The following is a 19935-nucleotide window of genomic DNA, read 5'->3' as shown; positions in this document are numbered from 1 at the left end:
GTCGATAAGGTAACGGAGGTATGGATGCGTTTTGTTGTGGCCATTTTTTCGCTGCTGGCGCTGACGGTGTTTTTGAGTTGGCTTAATTACCGGCTGCTGGCGCGGTTGTTCATTTTCTGGCGCGGCAGGTTTGTGCGGCGGGCGTACCTGCTGCTGACGGCGGCCGCGGCGCTGGTGATGGTTTTCGGCTGGCCGCGCCGCCCGTGGACGGCCGAGCCGGGTCAGGAGCTGCTTATCTTCCTTATATACGGCGCGCTGGTGTGGCTGTGCGGGCAGCTTGTCCTGATCGTTCTGCAGCCGCTGTTTTACGCTGTGGACCGCTGGGACAGGCGGCGGGCGAGGGGGAAGGAGACGGCGCCGGCGGAGCCGGGTATGAGCCGCCGCGCTTTTATCAGCGGCGCGCTGGCGGCGGTGCCGCTGGTTGCGTTCGTGCCGGGGGCGAAGGGAGTTTACAGCGCCCAGGCCGAGCTGGCGGTCGTCCGCCACTCGGTGGTTGTGTCGGGACTGCCTGCCGGTCTTGACGGCTTCCGAATCGGCCAGGTGAGCGATACGCATGTGGGGCCGTATTTCGATCTGACGAGGCTGGAGACGGTGTGTGCGCGCCTGCGGGCCGAGAAGCCGGATCTGATGGTGATGACCGGCGATTTCGTGGACGATCTCAGTCAGATCGCTCCGGCGGTCGAGCGACTGGCGGCGCTGCAGGCGGACGTTCCCCACGGGGTGTATTTTTGCTGGGGCAATCACGAGTATTTCCGCGATCCCCGTCTGGTCGAGGCGACGCTGCGGGCGGGGGGGATTAAGATCCTCAAGAACGCAAGCGCCGAGATCGTACCGGGCGAGCGGCCGCTATATCTGCTGGGCGTGGATTACCCGCCGGCGGAGAGCGCCCGCCGCAGCTTGAATATCCCGGACGAACGGCGGCAGGAGTGTTTCGCGGCCGCCAACCGGGGCGTGCCGGCCGGCGCGGTCCGGGTGTTGATCGCCCACCATCCCGATTTCCTCATCGACGGGTTCGCCGGGCAGGTGCCGCTTACGCTGGCCGGGCATTCGCACGGCGGCCAGGTGGTGATCGGCGGCAGGCCGCTGGTGTCGCTGCATCGGTACGTGCGCGGTCTGTACCGGCAGGACGATCTGTGGGGGTATGTGTCGAGCGGCGCGGGGCACTGGTTTCCGTTCCGGCTGGGGTGTCCGCCGGAGATAAGCGTGTTTACTTTGCGGGCTTGAGGTCCGCAAGGAGGAGTAATAAGAGAGCCCCGCGGGTGCGGGGCTTTTGGTTTGGGGTTTTTAACGGCAATCTAAGCTATTGGCGGAATTTGAGGACTTCGACGATGGTCGTTCTGTTGCTGAGGTGGAGGTCGGCGATGACGCCGTTGTTGGTGGCGACTACGGGTTTGCAGGACATGTAGTGGGCCGTTTGCAGCACTTCGGCCTGGGCGCCGTCGCTTAAGAGGACGGTGGAGCCCATCAGGCTGTAAAGGATATTGCGGATGAAGGTCTGGCAGAGTTTGCGCTCAAGATGGACGAACATCAGGTCTTGCAGGGTTTCGAGCGCCTGGAAGGGGGTGACGCTTTTCTGGTAGGCTTTGTCGGTGGTGAGGGCGTCGTAGGTGTCGGCGATGGCGATAATCTTGGCGTAAGGGTGGATGCGGTCGCCGCGCAGTCTTCCCGGATAGCCTTCGCCGCTTTCCCGTTCGTGGTGGTGCCAGACGGCGTACTGCACGTCGGGGAGGATGCCGGGGATGCTTTTGGTCATGTAGTAGCCGTATTCAGGGTGGAGGATGATGGTTTTCCGTTCTTCGGGGGTGAGTTTGCCCGGTTTGTCGAGGATGGACAGGGGTATCTGCGATTTGCCGATGTCGTGCATGAGGCCGCAGAGGATGAGGGTTTTTACTTCTTCTTCGGGCAGGCCGTTCCAGATGGCCAGGAGGCCGGCGAGGAGGCCGACGTCGACGGCGTGCATGAAGGTGTAATCGGTGTAGGATTTGAGGCGGTAGAGGTTGCCGAGGAGGCTCTTGCTGCGCAGCAGGTTGTAGAGGTCGACGGTGGCGAGCCGGCCAAGCTCCTGGAAAGGTACGGCCTGGTTTTCGCGCATGAGGTGGAAGAGTTTGCCGGCGGAGGCGATGGCTTTGGCGTACTGAGTGAAAAAGGCGGGGTTGTCCTTGACGAATTCGGCGCTGAGGTGGGCGATGGTCTGGGCGCCGTCCCCGTAGCTCGGTTCCTGGTTGACCCGTACGCTGCGAACGTGCCACGAAGCGAGGCGGCGGATGATGTTGCTGGTGAGGATGGTGTTTTCCTGCAGGATGACCTGTCTGTCGCTGCACACGCTTTCCGCTACCGTCATTCCGGGTTTGAGGGCATTTGTCGGCAGTAGGATGGTTGCCATAGGCGTTATATCCCTCCAAGCTTAGTCGTGACTGGCAAAGGTGCGATCACGGCCGGGCTTGACATGGCTGGAGGGCATTGCCTGCGGCCGTCGGATGGTTTGTGTTGCATTAAGATTATATCAAAAATCAAGGAACTTTTCTCCAATTTTCGACAAAATTAAGAGCCGAGGCGTCGGCGGAGAGGCGCGCCAAGGGCGATGCAGGCGGGCAGGCTAGCTGCAGGAACGGGGGTAAAAAATACACGATTTACCACTTGCGCAAGCGGGAGAGGTATGGTAAACTTAATTCTCGTCAGGTGGAACGAGCCCAATAGGTTCCGTCAGGAAATTGCGGCGGTGTATTGACATAACGAGACGGTTATTATATAATAACTTTTGTCACTAAACGACGCACTCTTTCGCTGGCGTAGCTCAATTGGCAGAGCACGGGTTTTGTAAACCCGCGGTTGGGGGTTCGATTCCCTTCGCCAGCTCCACAGTATAATACGGAGGGGTTCCCGAGTGGCTAAAGGGAGCAGACTGTAAATCTGCCGCGTTTCGCTTCGGTGGTTCGAATCCACCCCCCTCCACCACACTTACCTCAATAACTGGAGATTGGCTCTTGCACATCGCGGGGTGGAGCAGCTGGCAGCTCGTCGGGCTCATAACCCGAAGGTCGCAGGTTCAAATCCTGCCCCCGCAACCAAGTTAATATCCGGCCGGCGCTTTTTGCCGGCCGATAATAAATGCTGGTGTAGCTCAGTTGGTAGAGCGTATCCTTGGTAAGGATAAGGTCACCGGTTCAATCCCGGTCACTAGCTCCATTTTTTTTGGCGGCGTAGCTCAGTTGGCTAGAGCAAGCGGTTCATACCCGCTGGGTCCGCGGTTCAAATCCGTGCGCCGCCACCATTTAGGACAAAACCCCCGCAGGGATGCGGGGGTTTTGTCGCGTTTGTGTCGCGGGGGTAATTCCAATATATGCTTTGCAAATCCTTCTCCCCGGATGCGAAGAATAAAAATGAACCTATCTCGCGGGGAGGGGAATTTATGCATACGACGACGAAGCGAAGACGCCTGAGGCGCCGTTATCGGAAGATGGCGGCCGCGGTGGCGGGGGCGGCGGTGATGTCCACGGCCCTGCTGCACGGGTTCCCGGTGGCGAAGGTGCTGGCCGCGCCCGCCCCGGCAGTGGAGAGCGCCGCGGATGCCGCGGCGCAGGACCAGGGCGGCGGGGTGGAGGCGCAGGCCAGGGAACGCGACCGGGAGCGCGACCGCGACCATGACCGGAGGGACCGGGACTGGCGGGACCGCGACCGGTGGGAGGCGCGCAGCCCGGTGCAGGTGGTGATGGATAATGCGGCGACGTTCGGCTTCGATGTTCGCAGCGATTCGTTTTCGCTGATGTCGAAGACGGGCAACAGGGCGACGGTGCGGGTAAGGCACGACGGGCAGACGTTTAAGGTCGATCTGGAGCGGGACGGCGGCTCCTGGGTTATCACGACCATCCGCGGGATCGGCGACCGGAATCACCCGGCGACCTATACGCCGGCCAGCTTTTTCCCCGGTGCGGCGCTGCTGCCTGTGCCGGCCGCTCCGGCCGAGCGGACGACGATTTTCGAGACAGCCGCTTTTAGCGAGTGGAGCTGGGCAGAGGCGGTTTATCCGGCCGATATGGCGTTCGGGATCGCGCTGCAGGACCCGCGGCCGGCCGGCCTGACGACGACCGTGCCGGGCGCCGTGCTGGACAGGCTGGATTTCGGTCGCCAGATGCTGTTGTTCGCCCATGTCGGCTCGGTGTCGCCGCAGGGTTACGGGGTGGGTATCGCCAAGGTGGTGCGGAGCGGCAACGACCTGACGGTGACGGTGCGGACGAAGAGCCCGCGGGACGGCGATACGGCGGCGACCAAGACGGACGATTTCCTGGCGGTGGATCGGGCGAACCTCGATTTTAGAAAGCCTGTCCGCATTGCGTTCGTGGATCAGTACGGGACGGTGCTGGTGACGTATACGGTGGTGCCGCGCTGATTTATGTGAATTTCATATTTTTGCGCCTCGTCTGCGGACGGGGCTTTTTTTGCGTCGCGGCCGGCAGGTTGGCGGGAGGGGTATGCAGGAATTTACCTTCACTTATAGAATATCCTTGTTTTGTAAAATACTAGTGCTGTTACCGCGTGCAGGCGACTAGGGTTAAGGAGGAAGAGAAATATGGCAAAGAAGAAGTTTGAGAGGACCAAACCGCACGTAAACATCGGGACCATCGGTCACGTCGACCATGGCAAGACCTCGCTGACCGCGGCTATCACCCTGACGCTGTCGAAGCAGGGCGGCGCCGAATTCGTGGCGTACGACCAGATCGACAAGGCGCCGGAAGAGCGCGAGCGCGGCATCACGATCAACACCGCCCACGTTGAATACGAGACCGCCAAGCGCCACTACGCGCACGTGGACTGCCCCGGCCACGCCGACTACGTCAAGAACATGATCACCGGCGCGGCCCAGATGGACGGCGCTATCCTGGTGGTAAGCGCGGCCGACGGCCCGATGCCTCAGACCCGCGAGCACATTCTGCTCTCCCGCCAGGTCGGCGTGCCGGCGATGGTGGTGTTCCTGAACAAGGCCGACATGGTTGACGACGCCGAACTGATGGAACTGGTGGAGATGGAAGTGCGCGAGCTTCTTTCCAGCTACGAATTCCCCGGCGACGACATTCCTGTAATCTCCGGCTCGGCGACCAAGGCGCTGGAGTGCGGCTGCTCGAAACGCGAATGCCAGTGGTGCGGCAAGATCATGGAACTGATGGATGCCGTCGACGAATACATCCCGACCCCGGAACGCGCCACCGATAAGCCTTTCCTGATGCCTGTCGAGGACGTCTTCACGATCACCGGCCGCGGCACCGTGGCGACCGGCCGCGTGGAGCGCGGTCAGGTCAAGGTTGGCGACACCGTCGAGATCGTCGGTATGACCGAGAAACCGAAATCGACTGTCGTAACCGGCGTGGAAATGTTCCGCAAGCTGCTGGATTCGGCGGTTGCCGGCGACAACATCGGCGCGCTGCTGCGCGGCGTTGACCGCAAGGAAATCGAGCGCGGCCAGGTACTGGCCAAGCCGGGTTCTATCAAGCCGCACACCAAGTACAAAGCCGAGGTGTACGTGCTGTCGAAGGAAGAGGGCGGCCGCCACACCCCGTTCTTCAACGGCTACCGTCCGCAGTTCTACTTCCGGACGACGGACGTGACCGGCGTGGTGACCCTGCCGGAGGGCGTGGAAATGGTAATGCCCGGCGATAACATCCAGATGGCGATCGAGCTTATCACTCCGATCGCGATCGAGGAAGGCCTGCGGTTCGCGATCCGCGAAGGCGGCCGCACCGTCGGCGCCGGCGTCGTAACCGCGATCAGCGAGTAGGGTGGCCTCTTTCGTGCCGCTGCTGGCGGTGGACGATGTGCGGGCGGCGGTGGAGTATTACGAGCAGAGGCTGCTGTTTGCCCGCGAGTTTGTTTATCCGTCGACTGAGCCGGTTTTCGCCACGATAGGGTACGAGGGTGCGCGGTTGATGCTCGAAGCGGCGACAGGGTTCGCGGCCAAGTACGGGATGGAGGCGGCGGTCTGGCCGCGGGGCCGGGGCGTGGATCTCAACGTGAGGCTCGACGGCGACATCGACGCTTACTATGAACGGGTGACGGCGGCCGGAGCCGCGGTGGCAAGGCCGGTCTTCACGACCGAGTACGGGATGCGCCAGTTCACCGTCCGCGACCTCGACGGTTATCTGCTGACATTTATCAGGCAGGAATAAACGCCCATTATATTAGGCATAATTATTGGGCAGGGGAAACCCTGCCCATGTCTTTCTTTGTCTAGACCGCCGCGGTCGTCGGGAAGCGAGTATAACGTCAGGCGACGTTTATCAGCCGCCGTAGGCATGACAAACACGGATGCGTGTACTGGACTATTGACATGTCCGTAACTGTTGTGATACTCTATATTAGCGACATTTATGACTAGCAAGTGAGGTGGAAACGATGCGTGTGGCGATTACCGTTGCCTGTACCGAGTGCAAGCAGCGCAATTATCAGAGCAACAAGAACAAGAAGAACGACCCGGACCGTCTGGAGTTTAACAAATTCTGCAAGTTCTGCAAGAAACATACTTTGCACAAGGAAACTAAGTAATCTATAATTAAGCTGAATTAACATAAGTAGGGGCATAGCTCAATTGGTAGAGTAGCGGTCTCCAAAACCGTTGGTTGTGGGTTCAAGTCCTACTGCCCCTGCCACACGGTTTTTGCATGTGACTGGCAGTATTGAGAGGGATGTGAGAAAGTGACTGCCCAGGAAACAGCCATTAAAACAAGAACCTCCGGCATGAAGCGCTATTTGCGGGAGGTCAGAGCCGAACTCAAAAAAGTGTCTTGGCCGGATAAGAAGGAACTCTCCGCCTACACGGGGGTTGTTTTTATTTCTGTTATTGTGGCCGCACTTGTCATTTGGTTGATGGATACCGGTTTTGCCGAGACTCTGAAGTTACTGTTAAGACGGTGATAGCTGCTAAGGGGGTGGGGGCCCGCTCCGCGCGGCCCTGCTGCGATGGAATCTGATAAGAAGTGGTATGTTATTCATACTTACTCGGGCTATGAGAATAAGGTGAAGGCCAATCTCGAGAAGAAGGTCCACTCCATGGGCATGGAAAACGAGATTTTCCGCGTGCTCGTCCCTATGGAGGACGAGGTGGAGTACAAGGACGGCAAGAAGAAGATTTCGAAGAAGAAGGTCTTCCCCGGGTATGTGCTTGTCGAGATGACCGTCAACGACAGGTCGTGGTATGTCGTGCGCAATACCCCCGGTGTAACTGGTTTCGTGGGGTCGGGCTCGAAGCCCATTCCGCTTACCCAGTCCGAAGCCAAGAATATTCTCAAGTCGATGGGTATGGAAGAGGTCAAGGCGAAGAAGATCGACGTTCAGCCGCAGGAAGTGGTCCGGATCACTTCCGGCGCGTTCGAGAACTGGACCGCGACCGTCACCGACGTTTATCCCGACCGCGGCAAGCTGAAGGTGCTTGTCAATATGTTCGGGCGCGAGACGCCGGTCGAATTGGACTATACCCAGATCGACAAACTATAGATGGTGTGCTGCCGCCTCGCGGCGGTTCAATAGTGGGAGGGCTCAGGCCCGCCATTACCACATTTTAGGGTAAGGAGGTGTAACCATGGCGAAAAAGGTTGTCAAGCTTGTAAAGCTGCAGGTTCCCGCCGGTAAAGCTACCCCGGCGCCGCCCGTAGGTCCCGCCCTCGGCCAAGCCGGTGTCAATATCATGGCTTTTGTTAAGGAGTTCAACGAGAGGACGGCGGCTCAGGCCGGCCTGATCATCCCGGTAGAGATTACCGTGTTTGAGGACAGGTCGTTCACTTTCATTACCAAGACGCCCCCGGCCGCGATTCTGCTTAAGAAGGCCGCCGGTATCGAGACGGCGTCGGGCGAACCGAACAAGAAGAAGGTCGCCAAGGTTTCGCGGGCCAAGGTGCGCGAAATCGCCGAGACCAAGATGCAAGATCTCAACGCTGCCAGCGTCGAGGCCGCTATGCGGATGATCGAAGGCACGGCGCGTTCGATGGGCATCGACATCGTCGAGTAGTCGACGGTGGAAAGTTCGAGGCTGATCAGAGGCGGTCGGATGTAAGGCGGACCGAGCATGCGAGCGGCGGCAGCACTTTTTAGTGCGCCGAGCGAGCATGCGCAGGGCTAAGTACGCGAGTTCCCGGCGCGTTAGCGCTTGGAACGGGCGGCAGCCCGTTGCGGTACGCCGCAGATGGCCGGCTATCATCAGCCGAGGGCAATGTGGGAGGGTTTCACTCCGCTATCACCACATCTTTTAGGAGGATTTACCAATGCCGAAACACGGTAAGAAATACGATGAAGCTTTCAAGCTGATCGAGAAGAACAAGCTTTACGATCCGGAAGAGGCTGTGGACATCGTTAAGAAGACCGCCAGCGCCAAGTTCGATGAGACGGTCGAGGTGGCGGTAAGGCTCGGGGTTGATCCCAAGCATGCCGATCAGCAGGTCCGCGGCGCGGTAGTGCTGCCCCACGGCACCGGCAAGACCAAGACGGTGCTGGTTTTCGCCAAGGGCGAGAAGGCCAAGGAGGCGGAGGCCGCGGGTGCCGATTTTATCGGCGCCGAGGATATGGTTGAGAAGATCCAGGGCGGCTGGACGGACTTCGATGTGGCTGTAGCCACCCCCGATATGATGGGGATGGTGGGCAAGCTGGGCAAGATTCTCGGTCCCAAGGGCCTGATGCCGAACCCGAAGGTGGGCACGGTGACGATGGATATCACCCGCGCCTTAAGCGAGATCAAAGCCGGTAAGATCGAATACCGCACCGATAAGGCGGGCAATATCCACGCCCCGATCGGCAAGGTGTCGTTCGATGCCGATAAGCTGGCCGGCAACTTCTTCACCCTGCTGGATACGCTGATCAAGGTGAAGCCGGCGGCGGCCAAGGGCCAGTACCTCCGGGGCATTACCCTGTCGACGACGATGGGCCCCGGTGTAAAGGTCAACCCGCTCAAAGCCCAGGGCGGCAAAAAAGAGTAGACAAAACCTCTGAAGTGTAGTATAAATAAGAGGCTGACCATAAAAACTTTAGGCTTTCCTCCAAGTGAGAGCCGCATTTGATGGCTGTAGACAGCAGGTACAGAGATGTGTAACGGGGGTTACCCCGCCTGCCGAGGCCGGAGTCCCGCGCTTATTGGCTTTGCCATGGCGACCTCCGGTGTTTACGCCGGAAGGTCGCCTTTTTGATTTTGGATGTTATCAGCAAGGAGGTGTTTTTGTGGAAAAGGAAAAGGCAGTTTTGACGGAAAAGAAAGCGGTCGTCAGCGAGCTAAAGGATAAGCTGCTCGCCACCAAGGGCGCCGTGCTGACCAACTACCGCGGCCTCACCGTGGCGATGGATACCAAGATGCGCCGCAAGCTGCGCGAGGCTGGCGTGGAGTACCGGGTCGTCAAGAATACCATGACCCGCTTCGCTGCCAAGGATGCCGGCATCGAAGGGCTCGATCCGTATCTGGAGGGTCCGACGGCGATTGCGCTGTCTGAGACCGATCCGGTGGCGCCGGCCAAGGTTCTCTCCGATTTTATCCGGGAGAACAAGCTGCAGGCGCTGGAGATCAAGGCCGGTCTGGTGGAAGGCAAAGTTATCGATGTCGGCGGCGTGAAAGCGCTGGCCACCCTGCCGCCGCGCGAGGTCCTCATCGCCACCCTGCTGGGTACGATGCAGGCGCCGATCGCCGGCTTCGTCCGGGCGCTTAACGGCGTGCCGAGCAATCTGGTGTACGCGCTGGAAGCTATCCGCAAGCAAAAAGAGGCTAGTGCCCAATAACCCAATGCAAAAATTACTTTTAAGAAAGATAATGGAGGTTTGAAAAATGAACAAAGAGCAAATCATGGAAGCTATCGAGAAGATGACCGTTCTCGAACTGGCCGAGCTTATCAAGGCCCTCGAAGAGAAATTCGGCGTTAGCGCCGCCGCCCCCGTGGCCATGGCCGCCGCCCCCGCCGCCGCCGCTGCCGCCGCTCCGGCCGCCGAAGAGCAGACCGAGTTCGACGTTATCCTGACCAACGCCGGCGCTGCCAAGATCAACGTAATCAAGGTCGTTCGCGAAGTTACCGGCCTGGGCCTGAAGGAAGCCAAAGACCTGGTCGACGGCGCTCCCAAGCCTGTTAAAGAGAAGATCTCCAAGGCTGACGCCGAGGCTCTCAAAGCCAAGCTGACCGAAGCCGGCGCTTCCGTCGAGGTTAAGTAAGCAGACTTGATAACAGCGCGGAGGGCATCGACCGATGCCCTCCGCATATTTTTTAGGATGGATTTCTCATTTATGGGTAATTGTTACTTGACAGGTATAAAACCATGTGATACCATTTTAAAATGCGGTACGTATTTTCCTGTCACAAAAATTTATCGGCTGCGCCCGGTATATTTTGCCGGTTGGCAGGAAATAGTAATATAGTGGAGGATGGATTTTCTCATCAGCTAAAAAGAGCAAGGTTATGCAAGCCAGTATAAACCTTGCTTCTTTTTCGCATTTTATCGTTTCCTGCCATGTGTTGCTTAGTGAGTTGCCGTGAAAATGGGCTAAGGGGTGAAGGCTTTAATGTTCAATCCTGTTCCCGTGGGCAATAGGATGAGGTACAGCTATGCCAAGATCAACGAAGTGCTGGATATGCCCAATCTCATCGAAATCCAGAAGAATTCCTACAACTGGTTTCTGAAGGAAGGACTGCAGGAGATATTTCGCGATATTTCCCCGATCCAGGACTTCACCGGCAATCTGGTGCTGTCGTTCGAGAATTTCACGCTCGGGGAACCGAAGTACGCGGTCGAGGAATGCAAGGAGCGCGACGTTACTTATTCGGCGCCGCTCCGCGTCAGCGTGCGCCTGATCAACCGCGAGACGGGCGAGATCAAGGAACAGGAAGTGTTCATGGGCGATTTCCCGCTCATGACCGATAACGGTACTTTTATCATCAACGGCGCCGAGCGGGTTATCGTCAGTCAGTTGGTCCGTTCGCCGGGCGTGTATTACGGCGAGTCGATCGATACGAGCGGTAAGAGGCTTTATAACGCGACCGTCATCCCCAACCGCGGCGCGTGGCTGGAGCTGGAGACGGACGCGAACGAGGTCGTTTCGGTGAGGGTCGACCGGACCCGCAAGTTGCCTGTGACTGTGCTTGTCCGCGCTTTGGGCTGGGCTTCGAGTTCTTCGATTCTCGAGCTTTTCGGCGACGATGTACGCATCCGCGCCACGCTGGAACGGGATAATACCGATTCCCGCGAGGAGGCGCTGGTTGAGATATATAAACGGCTCCGCCCCGGCGAGCCGCCGACGGTGGAGAATGCCACCCAGCTTCTGGAGACGTTGTTTTTCGATCCCAAGCGTTACGATTTGGCCGCCGTCGGCCGCTATAAGCTGACGAAGAAGCTCGGCTGGCGCCGCCGCCTGATGGGCAAGACGCTCGATGCGCCGCTGGTCGATAAGGAGAGCGGCGAGATCATCGTCGAGGCTGGCACGGTCGTTGACGAGAAGGTTCTCGCCCGGATCGAGAAGAGCGGCGTTTGGGCCGGCGGGCAGCTTATCGAGGTGAAGCTGCGCCAGAAGGACGGCACGGTGGTCAAGACGCTGGCCAATCCGGCGTTGCCTTATACGCACCGGACGATTACCAGGGAAGACATTATCGCTGCCGTGAGTTATCTCCTTAATCTTATGGACGGTCACGGCAACGTGGACGATATCGATCATCTCGGCAACCGCCGCCTGCGTTCGGTGGGCGAGCTGCTGCAGAATCAGTTCCGCATCGGCCTGTCCCGCATGGAGCGGGTGGTTAAGGAGCGGATGACGATCCAGGATATCGATGTTATCACGCCGCAGGCGCTGATCAACATCCGCCCGGTGGTGGCGGCGATCAAGGAGTTCTTTGGGTCGAGCCAGCTGTCGCAGTTCATGGATCAGACCAACCCGCTGGCCGAGCTGACCCACAAGCGCCGTCTGTCGGCCCTCGGCCCCGGCGGCCTCAGCCGCGAGCGCGCCGGCTTCGAGGTCCGCGACGTTCACCACTCCCACTATGGCCGGATGTGCCCGATCGAGACGCCGGAGGGTCCGAACATCGGCCTTATCGGTTCGTTGTCGACGTTCGCCCGCATCAACGAGTTCGGCTTCATCGAGACGCCGTACCGTAAGGTCGACAAGGAGAACCGCAAGGTTACCGAAGAGGTGCTGTACCTTACGGCCGACGAGGAGGACGAGATGATCATCGCTCAGGCCAACGAGGTGCTGGGCGAGGACGGCTGGTTCGTGGAGCCGCGGGTTTCGGTGCGTTACAAGCACGATATTCTGGTTGTTCCGGCCGAGAATGTCGACTATATGGACGTTTCGCCGAAGCAGGTCGTGTCGATCGCGACGGCGATGATCCCGTTCCTTGAGAACGACGACGCCAACCGCGCCCTGATGGGCGCGAACATGCAGCGCCAGGCGGTGCCGCTCTTAAAGACCCAGGCGCCGCTGGTGGGCACGGGGATGGAGTATAAGGCGGCCCGCGATTCGGGTGTCGTCGTGCTGGCGAAGAACGCCGGTACGGTGGAAAGGGTCACGGCAAACGATATCCGGATCCGTACCGATAAGGGCGGGCTGGATAGCTACAAGCTGCTGAAATATATCCGTTCCAATCAGGGGACGTGCATGAACCAGAAGCCGGTGGTCGTTTTCGGCGAGCGGGTGGAGAAGGGCCAGGTGCTGGCCGACGGCCCGTCGACCGATTACGGCGAGCTGGCGCTGGGCTATAATGTGCTGGTGGCGTTCATGCCGTGGGAGGGCTATAATTACGAGGACGCCATCCTGCTGTCCGAGAAGCTGGTCAAGGACGATGTTTTTACTTCCATTCATATAGAGGAGTACGAGTGCGACGCGCGCGACACCAAGCTGGGGCCCGAGGAGATTACCCGCGATATCCCCAACGTGGCCGAAGAGGTGCTGCGCGATCTCGACGACCGCGGCATTATCCGCGTCGGCGCCGAGGTGAGGCCGGGCGATATCCTGGTCGGCAAGGTCACGCCTAAGGGCGAGACCGAGCTGACGGCCGAGGAGCGCCTGTTGCGGGCGATCTTCGGCGAGAAGGCCCGCGAGGTGAGGGATACTTCGTTGCGGGTGCCGCACGGCGAGGCCGGCAAGATCGTCGATGTGAAGGTGTTTACCCGCGAAAACGGCGACGAGCTGCCGCCGGGCGTCAATCAACTGGTCAGGGTTTATATCGCCCAGAAGCGCAAGATTTCCGAGGGCGACAAGATGGCGGGCCGCCACGGCAACAAGGGTGTCGTGTCCCGCATTCTCCCCGAGGAGGATATGCCTTTCCTGCCCGACGGTACGCCGATCCAGATCGTGCTGAATCCGCTGGGGGTTCCGTCCCGTATGAATATCGGTCAGGTGCTGGAGACGCATCTGGGCTGGGCGGCGGCGACGCTGGGGATGCAGATCAAAAATATGGATCAGGGCATCGAGGAGCGTCTGCGCGAGGTAGGGTATAATTTCGACCGCCACGGCAGCCCGCGGCCCGACGCGGCCGGGGTGCATATGGCGACGCCCGTTTTCGACGGCGCGACCGAGTTGGAGGTTTTCCGCACTCTCCACCTCGCAGGACTGCCGGACGACGGCAAGACGCTGCTCTTCGACGGCCGCACGGGGGAGCCGTTCGACAATCATGTAACCGTCGGTTATGTATATATGCTGAAACTGGCCCATCTGGTCGACGATAAGATCCACGCCCGCTCGACCGGCCCGTACTCTCTTGTCACGCAGCAGCCGCTGGGCGGCAAGGCGCAGTTCGGCGGCCAGCGCTTCGGCGAGATGGAGGTCTGGGCGCTGGAGGCGTACGGCGCGGCGTATACTCTGCAGGAGTTGTTGACGGTGAAGTCCGACGATGTCGTCGGCCGCGTGAAGACATATGAGGCGATCGTCAAGGGCGAGAATGTTCCCGAGCCGGGTGTGCCCGAGTCGTTCAAGGTTCTCATCAAGGAGCTGCAGAGCATCGGTCTCGACGTGAAGGTGTTGTCGGAGGACGCTCAGGAGATCCTCATCCGCGAGTCGGACGAAGATATCCACGAGACGGCCAAGGAGCTGGAGTTGTCGATCGGCGAAGAGGGAGGCCGCGTGCTGCCGCACGAACGCAAGATGGCCGATTTTGAGCCCGATATGGTCGATGAGCTGGAGGCTTCCGACGATATCGAGCCGATCGAGGAGGAACTGGATATTATCGCCGAGCTGGGCGAGATGCAGCCTGCCGCCAGTCAGCGCGAGGTCGAGGACGACTTCGAGTCGCCGCTCCGCAAGACCAGCCCCAAGAAGGCGGCGGCCGTCAAGAAGGAGAAAAGGGTCTCTCCCGAAGATTATCTGGATGAAATCGACGACGGGGACGACAACGAGTAACCGCGGGGCGGGTGACCGTCTGGCCGGCAACGGCCGGCAGAGTCGGTTGATGTGGTAAGCAAGGCTTGAAGAGTGAAGGGAGCGATAGGCCCTTGTTGGATGTCAATAACTTCGATTCCATGCGCATAGGGTTGGCTTCGCCCGATCAGATCAGGGCATGGTCCCACGGTGAGGTCAAGAAGCCGGAGACGATTAACTACCGTACCCTGAAGCCCGAGCGCGAAGGTCTTTTCTGCGAGAAGATCTTCGGGCCGACCAGGGATTGGGAGTGCCACTGCGGCAAGTATAAGCGCATCCGCTACAAAGGCATCGTCTGCGACCGCTGCGGCGTGGAGGTGACCCGCTCCAAGGTGCGTCGCGACCGGATGGGCCATATCGAACTGGCTGCGCCGGTGTCACATATATGGTATTTCAAAGGCATCCCGAGCCGCATGGGGCTGATTCTCGATATTTCGCCCCGCGCGCTGGAGAAGGTGCTTTATTTCGCCTCGTATATCGTGCTCGATCCCGGCGATACGCCGCTGATGAAGAAGCAGCTTTTGACCGAGAACGAGTACCGCGATTACCGCGACAAGTACGGCCATGCTTTCAAGGTGGGCATGGGCGCCGAGGCGATCAAGAAGCTTTTGGACGAACTCGATCTTGAGAAGCTCAGCCGCGAGCTCCGCCAGGAGCTCCGCGAGGTGAGCGGCCAGCGCAAGGTCCGGGCGATCCGCCGCCTGGAGGTTGTGGAGGCGTTCCGCAAGTCGGGCAATGATCCCTCGTGGATGATTCTCGATGTGGTGCCGGTCATTCCGCCCGAACTGAGGCCGATGGTCCAGCTTGACGGCGGCCGCTTCGCCACGTCCGACCTTAACGACCTGTACCGCCGGGTCATCAACCGCAACAATCGCCTGAAAAGGCTTTTGGATCTTGGCGCCCCCGATATCATCGTCCGCAATGAGAAGCGGATGCTGCAGGAGGCGGTGGACGCGCTGATCGACAACGGCCGCCGCGGCCGGCCGGTGACCGGACCGGGCAACCGCCCGCTTAAGTCGCTGTCGGATATGCTCAAGGGCAAGCAGGGCCGCTTCCGCCAGAACCTTTTGGGCAAGCGCGTCGACTATTCCGGCCGGTCGGTTATCGTCGTCGGCCCCGAGCTTAAGCTGCACCAGTGCGGCCTGCCCAAGGAGATGGCGCTGGAACTCTTTAAGCCGTTCGTGATGAAGAAGCTGGTGAACGCCGGCCACGCCCACAATATCAAGAGCGCCAAGCGGATGGTGGAGAGGGTCCGGCCGGAGGTGTGGGATGTCCTCGAGGAGGTCATCAAGGAGCATCCGGTGCTTTTGAACCGCGCTCCGACGCTTCACCGCCTCGGCATTCAGGCTTTCGAGCCCGTGCTGTCCGAGGGCCGGGCGATTAAGATTCACCCGCTGGTTTGCACCGCGTACAACGCCGACTTCGACGGCGACCAGATGGCGGTCCATGTACCGCTGTCGGCCGAGGCGCAGGCCGAGGCCCGTCTGTTGATGCTGAGCGCGCACAATATTCTGTCGACCAAGGACGGCAAGCCGGTGGCGACGCCTACCCAGGATATGGTTCTCGGCTCGTATTATCTGACGATCGAGAAGGAAGGCGGCCAGGGCGAGGGGCGGGTTTTCGCCAACGCCGACGAGGCTCAGCTTGCCTATTATCATAAGGAACTCGATCTCCAGGCGAGGATCAGGGTACGGTTCCCGGAGTACGGTCTGGTAAGCACGACCGCCGGCCGGATCATCTTCAGCGAGGCGCTGCCGCCCGAACTGCGCAATTTCTTCCAGAAGGACGGCCAGTGGCATCTTGGCACTCTGATGGATAAGAAGCAGCTGGGCAAGCTGGTGGCCGAGTGCTACCGCCGCTACGGCACGGGCAAGACGGCGGCCGTTCTCGACGGTGTCAAGAAGCTGGGCTTTGCTTTCGCCTGCCGGGCCGGCATTACGATCGCTATTTCCGATATCAAGATTCCCGAGGATAAACGAGGTATTCTCGCTAAGACCGAGACCCAGGTCGATATGATCGATAAACAGTATCGCCGTGGTCTGATCACCGAGGACGAGCGCTACAAAAAGATCATCGATCTGTGGAGCAAGGCGACCGACGATGTGACTACCGCGCTGATGAATTCGCTCGACCGGTTTAATCCGGTGTATATGATGGCGACTTCCGGAGCCCGCGGCAACATCCAGCAGATCCGCCAGCTGGCGGGGATGCGCGGCCTGATGGCCGACCCCTCCGGCCGGATTATCGACTTGCCGATCAAGGCCAACTTCCGTGAGGGTCTGACCGTTTTGGAATACTTCATTTCCACGCACGGCGCCCGCAAGGGCCTGGCCGATACCGCGCTCAGGACGGCCGACTCGGGTTACCTGACCCGCCGCCTGGTGGATGTGGCCCAGGACGTGATCGTCCGCGAAGATGACTGCGACGTGGTCGGCATCAACCTGGTGCGCGAGAAGGCGCGCCTGGCCCAAAGTAGCGCCAGCGCGATCGCGTTCCTGCGCGATACGCTGCTGGGCCGCGTGCTGGCCGAGGATGTCATCAGTCCCCACACCGGCCAGATCATCGCTATCCGCGATACGCCGCTGGATGATGAGTATCTGCAGATTTTCGGCGAGCATGGGGTGCCGTTCCTGACGCTTTACGGCCTGTCGGTCGAGACCGAGGAGGACGTCAGCCAGTTCGCCGGGGTGGAGACCATCCAGCTGGGCGAGCCTGAGGAGCGCCAGCGGGAGATTCTCCGCGAGTCGATGATGCGGGAGATGCTGGGCAAGAGCACTGTCGAGCCGGTCAGGAATAATGCCGGCGAAGAGGTTGTGCCCGCTGACACTGTGCTGACCGAGGAGCTTATCGAGGGGATTCTTTCCGGCGATGTTCGCGAGGTCAAGGTCCGCAACAATAATATCAAGGGCATCGAGGTCGAGGCCATCACCGAGGGCACGGGCGTGATCGAGGCGCTCAGGGACCGCATCATCGGCCGGGTGGCGGCCGAGGAGATCACCGATCCCGCCACCGGCGAGGTAATCGTCCGCTTGAACGATGAGATTACCGAGGAGCTGGCCGATAAGGTCGCCAAGGTCCGCGAGCAGGTGCTGATCCGTTCGGTGCTGACGTGCAAATCGCAGTTCGGCGTGTGCATCAAGTGCTACGGCCGCAATCTGGCCACCGGCCATATGGTGGATGTGGGCGAGGCGGTGGGCATCATCGCCGCCCAGTCGATCGGCGAGCCGGGCACGCAGCTGACGATGCGTACTTTCCATACCGGCGGCGTCGCCGGCGAGGACATAACCCAGGGTCTGCCGAGGGTCGAGGAGCTGTTCGAAGCCCGCAAGCCGAAGCGCCCGGCGATTATCACCGAGGTGGACGGCACGGCCGATATCAAGGAGGTCAAGGGTATCCGCCGGGTGACGGTGGTGCCGGGAGTCGGCGAGGAGCGGATGTACCAGATTCCTTATGGCGCGCGGATAATCGTCAAGGACGGCATGCCCGTCAAGGCGGGGGACCGCATCACCGAAGGATCGGTTAATCCGCACGATATCCTGCGGGTCAGTGGCCTGCGCGATACTCAGCGCTACCTGGTGCACGAGGTCCAGAAGGTTTATAAGTCCCAGGGCGTCGAGATCAACGACAAGCATATCGAGGTCATGGTGCGCCAGATGCTCCACAAGGTGAAGATCGAGGAACCGGGCGACACCGAGCTTTTGCCCGGCGAATACATCGACATCAACACCTTCGAGGAGGAAAACGCGAGGGTCATCGAGTCGGGCGGCGAGCCGTCAGTGGCGAGGCCCATCCTGCTGGGCATCACCAAGGCGTCGCTGGCCACCGATTCCTTCCTGTCGGCGGCTTCCTTCCAGGAGACGACCCGCGTGTTGACCGAGGCTGCCATCAAGGGTAAGGTCGACCCGCTGCTAGGCCTGAAGGAGAATGTCATCATCGGCAAGCTGGTGCCTGCCGGCACGGGCATGAGCCGCTACCGCAACATTAAGCTGCGGAAGATGTCGGCCGGGCAGGCCGAATAGTCAAACGTAACCTAATGTAATGCCGGGATTGTCTGAGAAGCTCCAGATGCAAGGCGCACCGGAGGCTGACACCGGAAGCGTACACGATGTACGCTGAGGATGGCAGCCGAGGAGCAACGCCGCAGATGGACTTCTCAGGCAATCCTAAAGTATAGGGATGATACACTAGGGGGCGTGGGCATAATAAAGTTGCCAAGACCTCAGTAAATCTCTTGACACCGCTGGGTTGTGGTGATAATATATTAAAGTGTCCATGGCGTAATTGGCTTTTTTACCCTATCAGTTTGCTGCTGAGGAGTGACCGACCATGCCCATCGGCACTTTGAAAGACGCCAAAAAAGTCGTCGGCGCCAAGCAGGCGGCGAAAGCGGTTGAGAAGGGCCAGGCCTGCCTGGTCTTTTTGGCCGAGGATGCCGATAACCGGGTCACTGTGCCGCTCCGCGAGGCTTGTGCCCGTGCCGGCGTGAAGGTGGAAACGGCGCCCAGCATGGGCGAGCTTGGCAAGGCCTGCGGCATCGAGGTCGGTGCGGCGGCTGTCGCTGTGATTAAGGTTTAGTAAGGGACCGGTGTTAACCGTTTTGCCCCTTGCAAAAGCCGCAAGGGGCAAAATTAATTTACAACTCATTTTAGGGAAGGAGGTGTATTTATGCCGACAATCAGTCAATTGGTACGCAAAGGCAGAGAAGAGCTGGGTAAGAAATCCACTGCGCCCGCTTTGAAGGAATGCCCCCAAAAGCGCGGGGTATGCACGAGGGTTTACACGACCACTCCGAAGAAGCCTAATTCCGCGCTGCGTAAGGTCGCCAGGGTGCGTCTTACCAACAGTATCGAAGTGACCGCCTACATCCCGGGCATCGGCCATAACCTTCAGGAGCACTCGGTGGTTCTCATCCGGGGCGGCCGTGTCAAGGACCTGCCGGGCGTGCGTTATCACATTATCCGCGGCGCGCTCGATACCGCCGGTGTGGCCAAACGCGGCCAGGCCAGGTCGAAATACGGCGCCAAACGCCCCAAGAAGTAGGTTTTTCGCAAGCAAGTTCTCTGTTGAAGGAGGGTTAAGATGCCAAGAAAGGGTCCTGTGCCCAAGCGTGATGTGTTGCCGGATCCGGTGTACAACTCAAAGCTTGTCACCAGGTTCATCAATAAGATCATGATGAAGGGCAAAAAAGGTGTGGCCGAGGGCATCGTTTACGATGCGTTCGATATTATCCGGTCTAAGACCGGAAAAGACCCGCTCGAAGTTTTCGAGACGGCGCTCAAGAATGTTATGCCGGTTCTGGAGGTGCGGGCCCGCCGGGTCGGCGGCGCCAACTACCAGGTTCCGGTTGAGGTGCGCGCTGACCGCCGCCTGTCGCTCGGTATCCGCTGGCTGGTCAATTATTCCCGCGCCCGCGGCGAGAAGACGATGCACGAGCGGCTGGCCGCTGAGCTGATGGACGCGGCCAATAGTACCGGCGCGTCGGTTAAGAAAAGAGAAGATACCCACAAAATGGCCGAGGCCAACAAGGCTTTTGCCCATTACCGGTGGTAATTCCGGGCCGGGCTTGTGGTCCGAGTAAGGAG

17 protein-coding genes and 6 tRNA genes are annotated in these 19935 nt (G+C 59.8%); 22 read left to right on the top strand and 1 reads right to left on the bottom strand.

Going from position 1 to position 19935, the window contains the following annotated elements:
- Positions 1-24 precede the first annotated feature (24 nt).
- Entirely contained in the window at positions 25-1224 is a 1200-nt protein-coding gene (locus Q4T40_15795) for a metallophosphoesterase (protein ID MDT8902707.1), read from the top strand.
- Positions 1225-1300: 76 nt separating this feature from the next.
- On the opposite strand, the gene Q4T40_15790 is transcribed toward Q4T40_15795, so the two are convergent.
- Positions 1301-2383 (bottom strand): HD-GYP domain-containing protein, encoded by a 1083-nt coding sequence (locus Q4T40_15790; protein MDT8902706.1) that lies wholly within the window; start codon positions 2381-2383, stop codon positions 1301-1303.
- Positions 2384-2783: 400 nt separating this feature from the next.
- Between Q4T40_15790 and Q4T40_15785 the strand changes: the two genes are divergently transcribed.
- The 21 genes from Q4T40_15785 to rpsG all read left to right on the top strand — a co-directional run bounded on the left by Q4T40_15785 (position 2784) and on the right by rpsG (position 19903).
- Positions 2784-2859: transfer RNA gene (locus Q4T40_15785), tRNA-Thr, on the top strand.
- 11 nt (positions 2860-2870) lie between these two features.
- Positions 2871-2955: transfer RNA gene (locus Q4T40_15780), tRNA-Tyr, on the top strand.
- A 37-nt stretch (positions 2956-2992) separates the two neighbouring features.
- Positions 2993-3068, top strand: a tRNA-Met gene (locus Q4T40_15775).
- Positions 3069-3110: 42 nt separating this feature from the next.
- Positions 3111-3186 (top strand) — tRNA-Thr (locus Q4T40_15770).
- 8 nt (positions 3187-3194) lie between these two features.
- Positions 3195-3271 (top strand) — tRNA-Met (locus Q4T40_15765).
- A 138-nt stretch (positions 3272-3409) separates the two neighbouring features.
- Positions 3410-4387, top strand: coding sequence for a hypothetical protein (locus tag Q4T40_15760; protein MDT8902705.1), 978 nt, complete (start codon positions 3410-3412; stop codon positions 4385-4387).
- 180 nt (positions 4388-4567) lie between these two features.
- Positions 4568-5770, top strand: coding sequence for an elongation factor Tu (gene tuf, locus Q4T40_15755; protein MDT8902704.1), 1203 nt, complete (start codon positions 4568-4570; stop codon positions 5768-5770).
- Between the two features lie 13 nt (positions 5771-5783).
- Positions 5784-6158: a VOC family protein gene (locus tag Q4T40_15750; GenBank protein ID MDT8902703.1), complete on the top strand. Its 375-nt coding sequence runs from the start codon at positions 5784-5786 to the stop codon at positions 6156-6158.
- Between the two features lie 226 nt (positions 6159-6384).
- Positions 6385-6534: a 50S ribosomal protein L33 gene (gene rpmG, locus Q4T40_15745; protein MDT8902702.1), complete on the top strand. Its 150-nt coding sequence runs from the start codon at positions 6385-6387 to the stop codon at positions 6532-6534.
- Between the two features lie 28 nt (positions 6535-6562).
- Positions 6563-6638 (top strand) — tRNA-Trp (locus Q4T40_15740).
- A 46-nt stretch (positions 6639-6684) separates the two neighbouring features.
- On the top strand, positions 6685-6903 hold the full coding sequence (gene secE, locus Q4T40_15735; GenBank protein MDT8902701.1) for a preprotein translocase subunit SecE: 219 nt from the start codon (positions 6685-6687) through the stop codon (positions 6901-6903).
- Positions 6904-6948: 45 nt separating this feature from the next.
- Entirely contained in the window at positions 6949-7482 is a 534-nt protein-coding gene (gene nusG, locus Q4T40_15730) for a transcription termination/antitermination protein NusG (protein ID MDT8902700.1), read from the top strand.
- Between the two features lie 85 nt (positions 7483-7567).
- On the top strand, positions 7568-7993 hold the full coding sequence (gene rplK / locus Q4T40_15725; GenBank protein ID MDT8902699.1) for a 50S ribosomal protein L11: 426 nt from the start codon (positions 7568-7570) through the stop codon (positions 7991-7993).
- A 253-nt stretch (positions 7994-8246) separates the two neighbouring features.
- Positions 8247-8954 carry a 50S ribosomal protein L1 gene (gene rplA, locus Q4T40_15720; protein ID MDT8902698.1) on the top strand — a complete coding sequence of 236 codons (708 nt, stop codon included), beginning with the start codon at positions 8247-8249 and terminating at the stop codon, positions 8952-8954.
- A gap of 238 nt (positions 8955-9192) precedes the next feature.
- On the top strand, positions 9193-9741 hold the full coding sequence (gene rplJ, locus Q4T40_15715) for a 50S ribosomal protein L10 (GenBank protein MDT8902697.1): 549 nt from the start codon (positions 9193-9195) through the stop codon (positions 9739-9741).
- Positions 9742-9787: 46 nt separating this feature from the next.
- On the top strand, positions 9788-10165 hold the full coding sequence (rplL, locus tag Q4T40_15710; GenBank protein ID MDT8902696.1) for a 50S ribosomal protein L7/L12: 378 nt from the start codon (positions 9788-9790) through the stop codon (positions 10163-10165).
- Between the two features lie 348 nt (positions 10166-10513).
- Entirely contained in the window at positions 10514-14335 is a 3822-nt protein-coding gene (gene rpoB / locus Q4T40_15705) for a DNA-directed RNA polymerase subunit beta (protein ID MDT8902695.1), read from the top strand.
- A gap of 92 nt (positions 14336-14427) precedes the next feature.
- A complete protein-coding gene (gene rpoC, locus Q4T40_15700; protein ID MDT8902694.1) occupies positions 14428-18372 on the top strand; it encodes a DNA-directed RNA polymerase subunit beta' in 3945 nt (1314 codons plus the stop codon).
- A 307-nt stretch (positions 18373-18679) separates the two neighbouring features.
- A complete protein-coding gene (locus Q4T40_15695) occupies positions 18680-18928 on the top strand; it encodes a ribosomal L7Ae/L30e/S12e/Gadd45 family protein (GenBank protein ID MDT8902693.1) in 249 nt (82 codons plus the stop codon).
- A 90-nt stretch (positions 18929-19018) separates the two neighbouring features.
- Positions 19019-19393, top strand: a complete 375-nt coding sequence (gene rpsL, locus Q4T40_15690) for a 30S ribosomal protein S12 (GenBank protein ID MDT8902692.1) — start codon at positions 19019-19021, stop codon at positions 19391-19393.
- Between the two features lie 39 nt (positions 19394-19432).
- Positions 19433-19903, top strand: a complete 471-nt coding sequence (gene rpsG / locus Q4T40_15685) for a 30S ribosomal protein S7 (protein ID MDT8902691.1) — start codon at positions 19433-19435, stop codon at positions 19901-19903.
- Positions 19904-19935: the final 32 nt, after the last annotated feature.

Source organism: Selenomonadales bacterium 4137-cl (assembly GCA_032334055.1).
GTDB lineage: Bacteria > Bacillota > Negativicutes > Sporomusales > UBA7701 > Anaeroselena > Anaeroselena agilis.
This window is presented reverse-complemented; position numbering and strand designations above follow the sequence as displayed.

Bases quoted from the DNA above. Each gene is read 5' to 3' on its own strand.
- rplL (MDT8902696.1), top strand. From the start codon at position 9,788: ATGAACAAAGAGCAAATCATGGAAGCTATCGAGAAGATGACCGTTCTC.
- rpsG (MDT8902691.1), top strand. From the start codon at position 19,433: ATGCCAAGAAAGGGTCCTGTGCCCAAGCGTGATGTGTTGCCGGATCCG.
- rpoB (MDT8902695.1), top strand. From the start codon at position 10,514: ATGTTCAATCCTGTTCCCGTGGGCAATAGGATGAGGTACAGCTATGCC.
- Q4T40_15695 (MDT8902693.1), top strand. From the start codon at position 18,680: ATGCCCATCGGCACTTTGAAAGACGCCAAAAAAGTCGTCGGCGCCAAG.
- rpmG (MDT8902702.1), top strand. From the start codon at position 6,385: ATGCGTGTGGCGATTACCGTTGCCTGTACCGAGTGCAAGCAGCGCAAT.
- rplK (MDT8902699.1), top strand. From the start codon at position 7,568: ATGGCGAAAAAGGTTGTCAAGCTTGTAAAGCTGCAGGTTCCCGCCGGT.
- rpsL (MDT8902692.1), top strand. From the start codon at position 19,019: ATGCCGACAATCAGTCAATTGGTACGCAAAGGCAGAGAAGAGCTGGGT.
- tuf (MDT8902704.1), top strand. From the start codon at position 4,568: ATGGCAAAGAAGAAGTTTGAGAGGACCAAACCGCACGTAAACATCGGG.
- rplA (MDT8902698.1), top strand. From the start codon at position 8,247: ATGCCGAAACACGGTAAGAAATACGATGAAGCTTTCAAGCTGATCGAG.
- Q4T40_15760 (MDT8902705.1), top strand. From the start codon at position 3,410: ATGCATACGACGACGAAGCGAAGACGCCTGAGGCGCCGTTATCGGAAG.
- Q4T40_15790 (MDT8902706.1), bottom strand. From the start codon at position 2,383: ATGGCAACCATCCTACTGCCGACAAATGCCCTCAAACCCGGAATGACG.
- Q4T40_15795 (MDT8902707.1), top strand. From the start codon at position 25: ATGCGTTTTGTTGTGGCCATTTTTTCGCTGCTGGCGCTGACGGTGTTT.
- nusG (MDT8902700.1), top strand. From the start codon at position 6,949: ATGGAATCTGATAAGAAGTGGTATGTTATTCATACTTACTCGGGCTAT.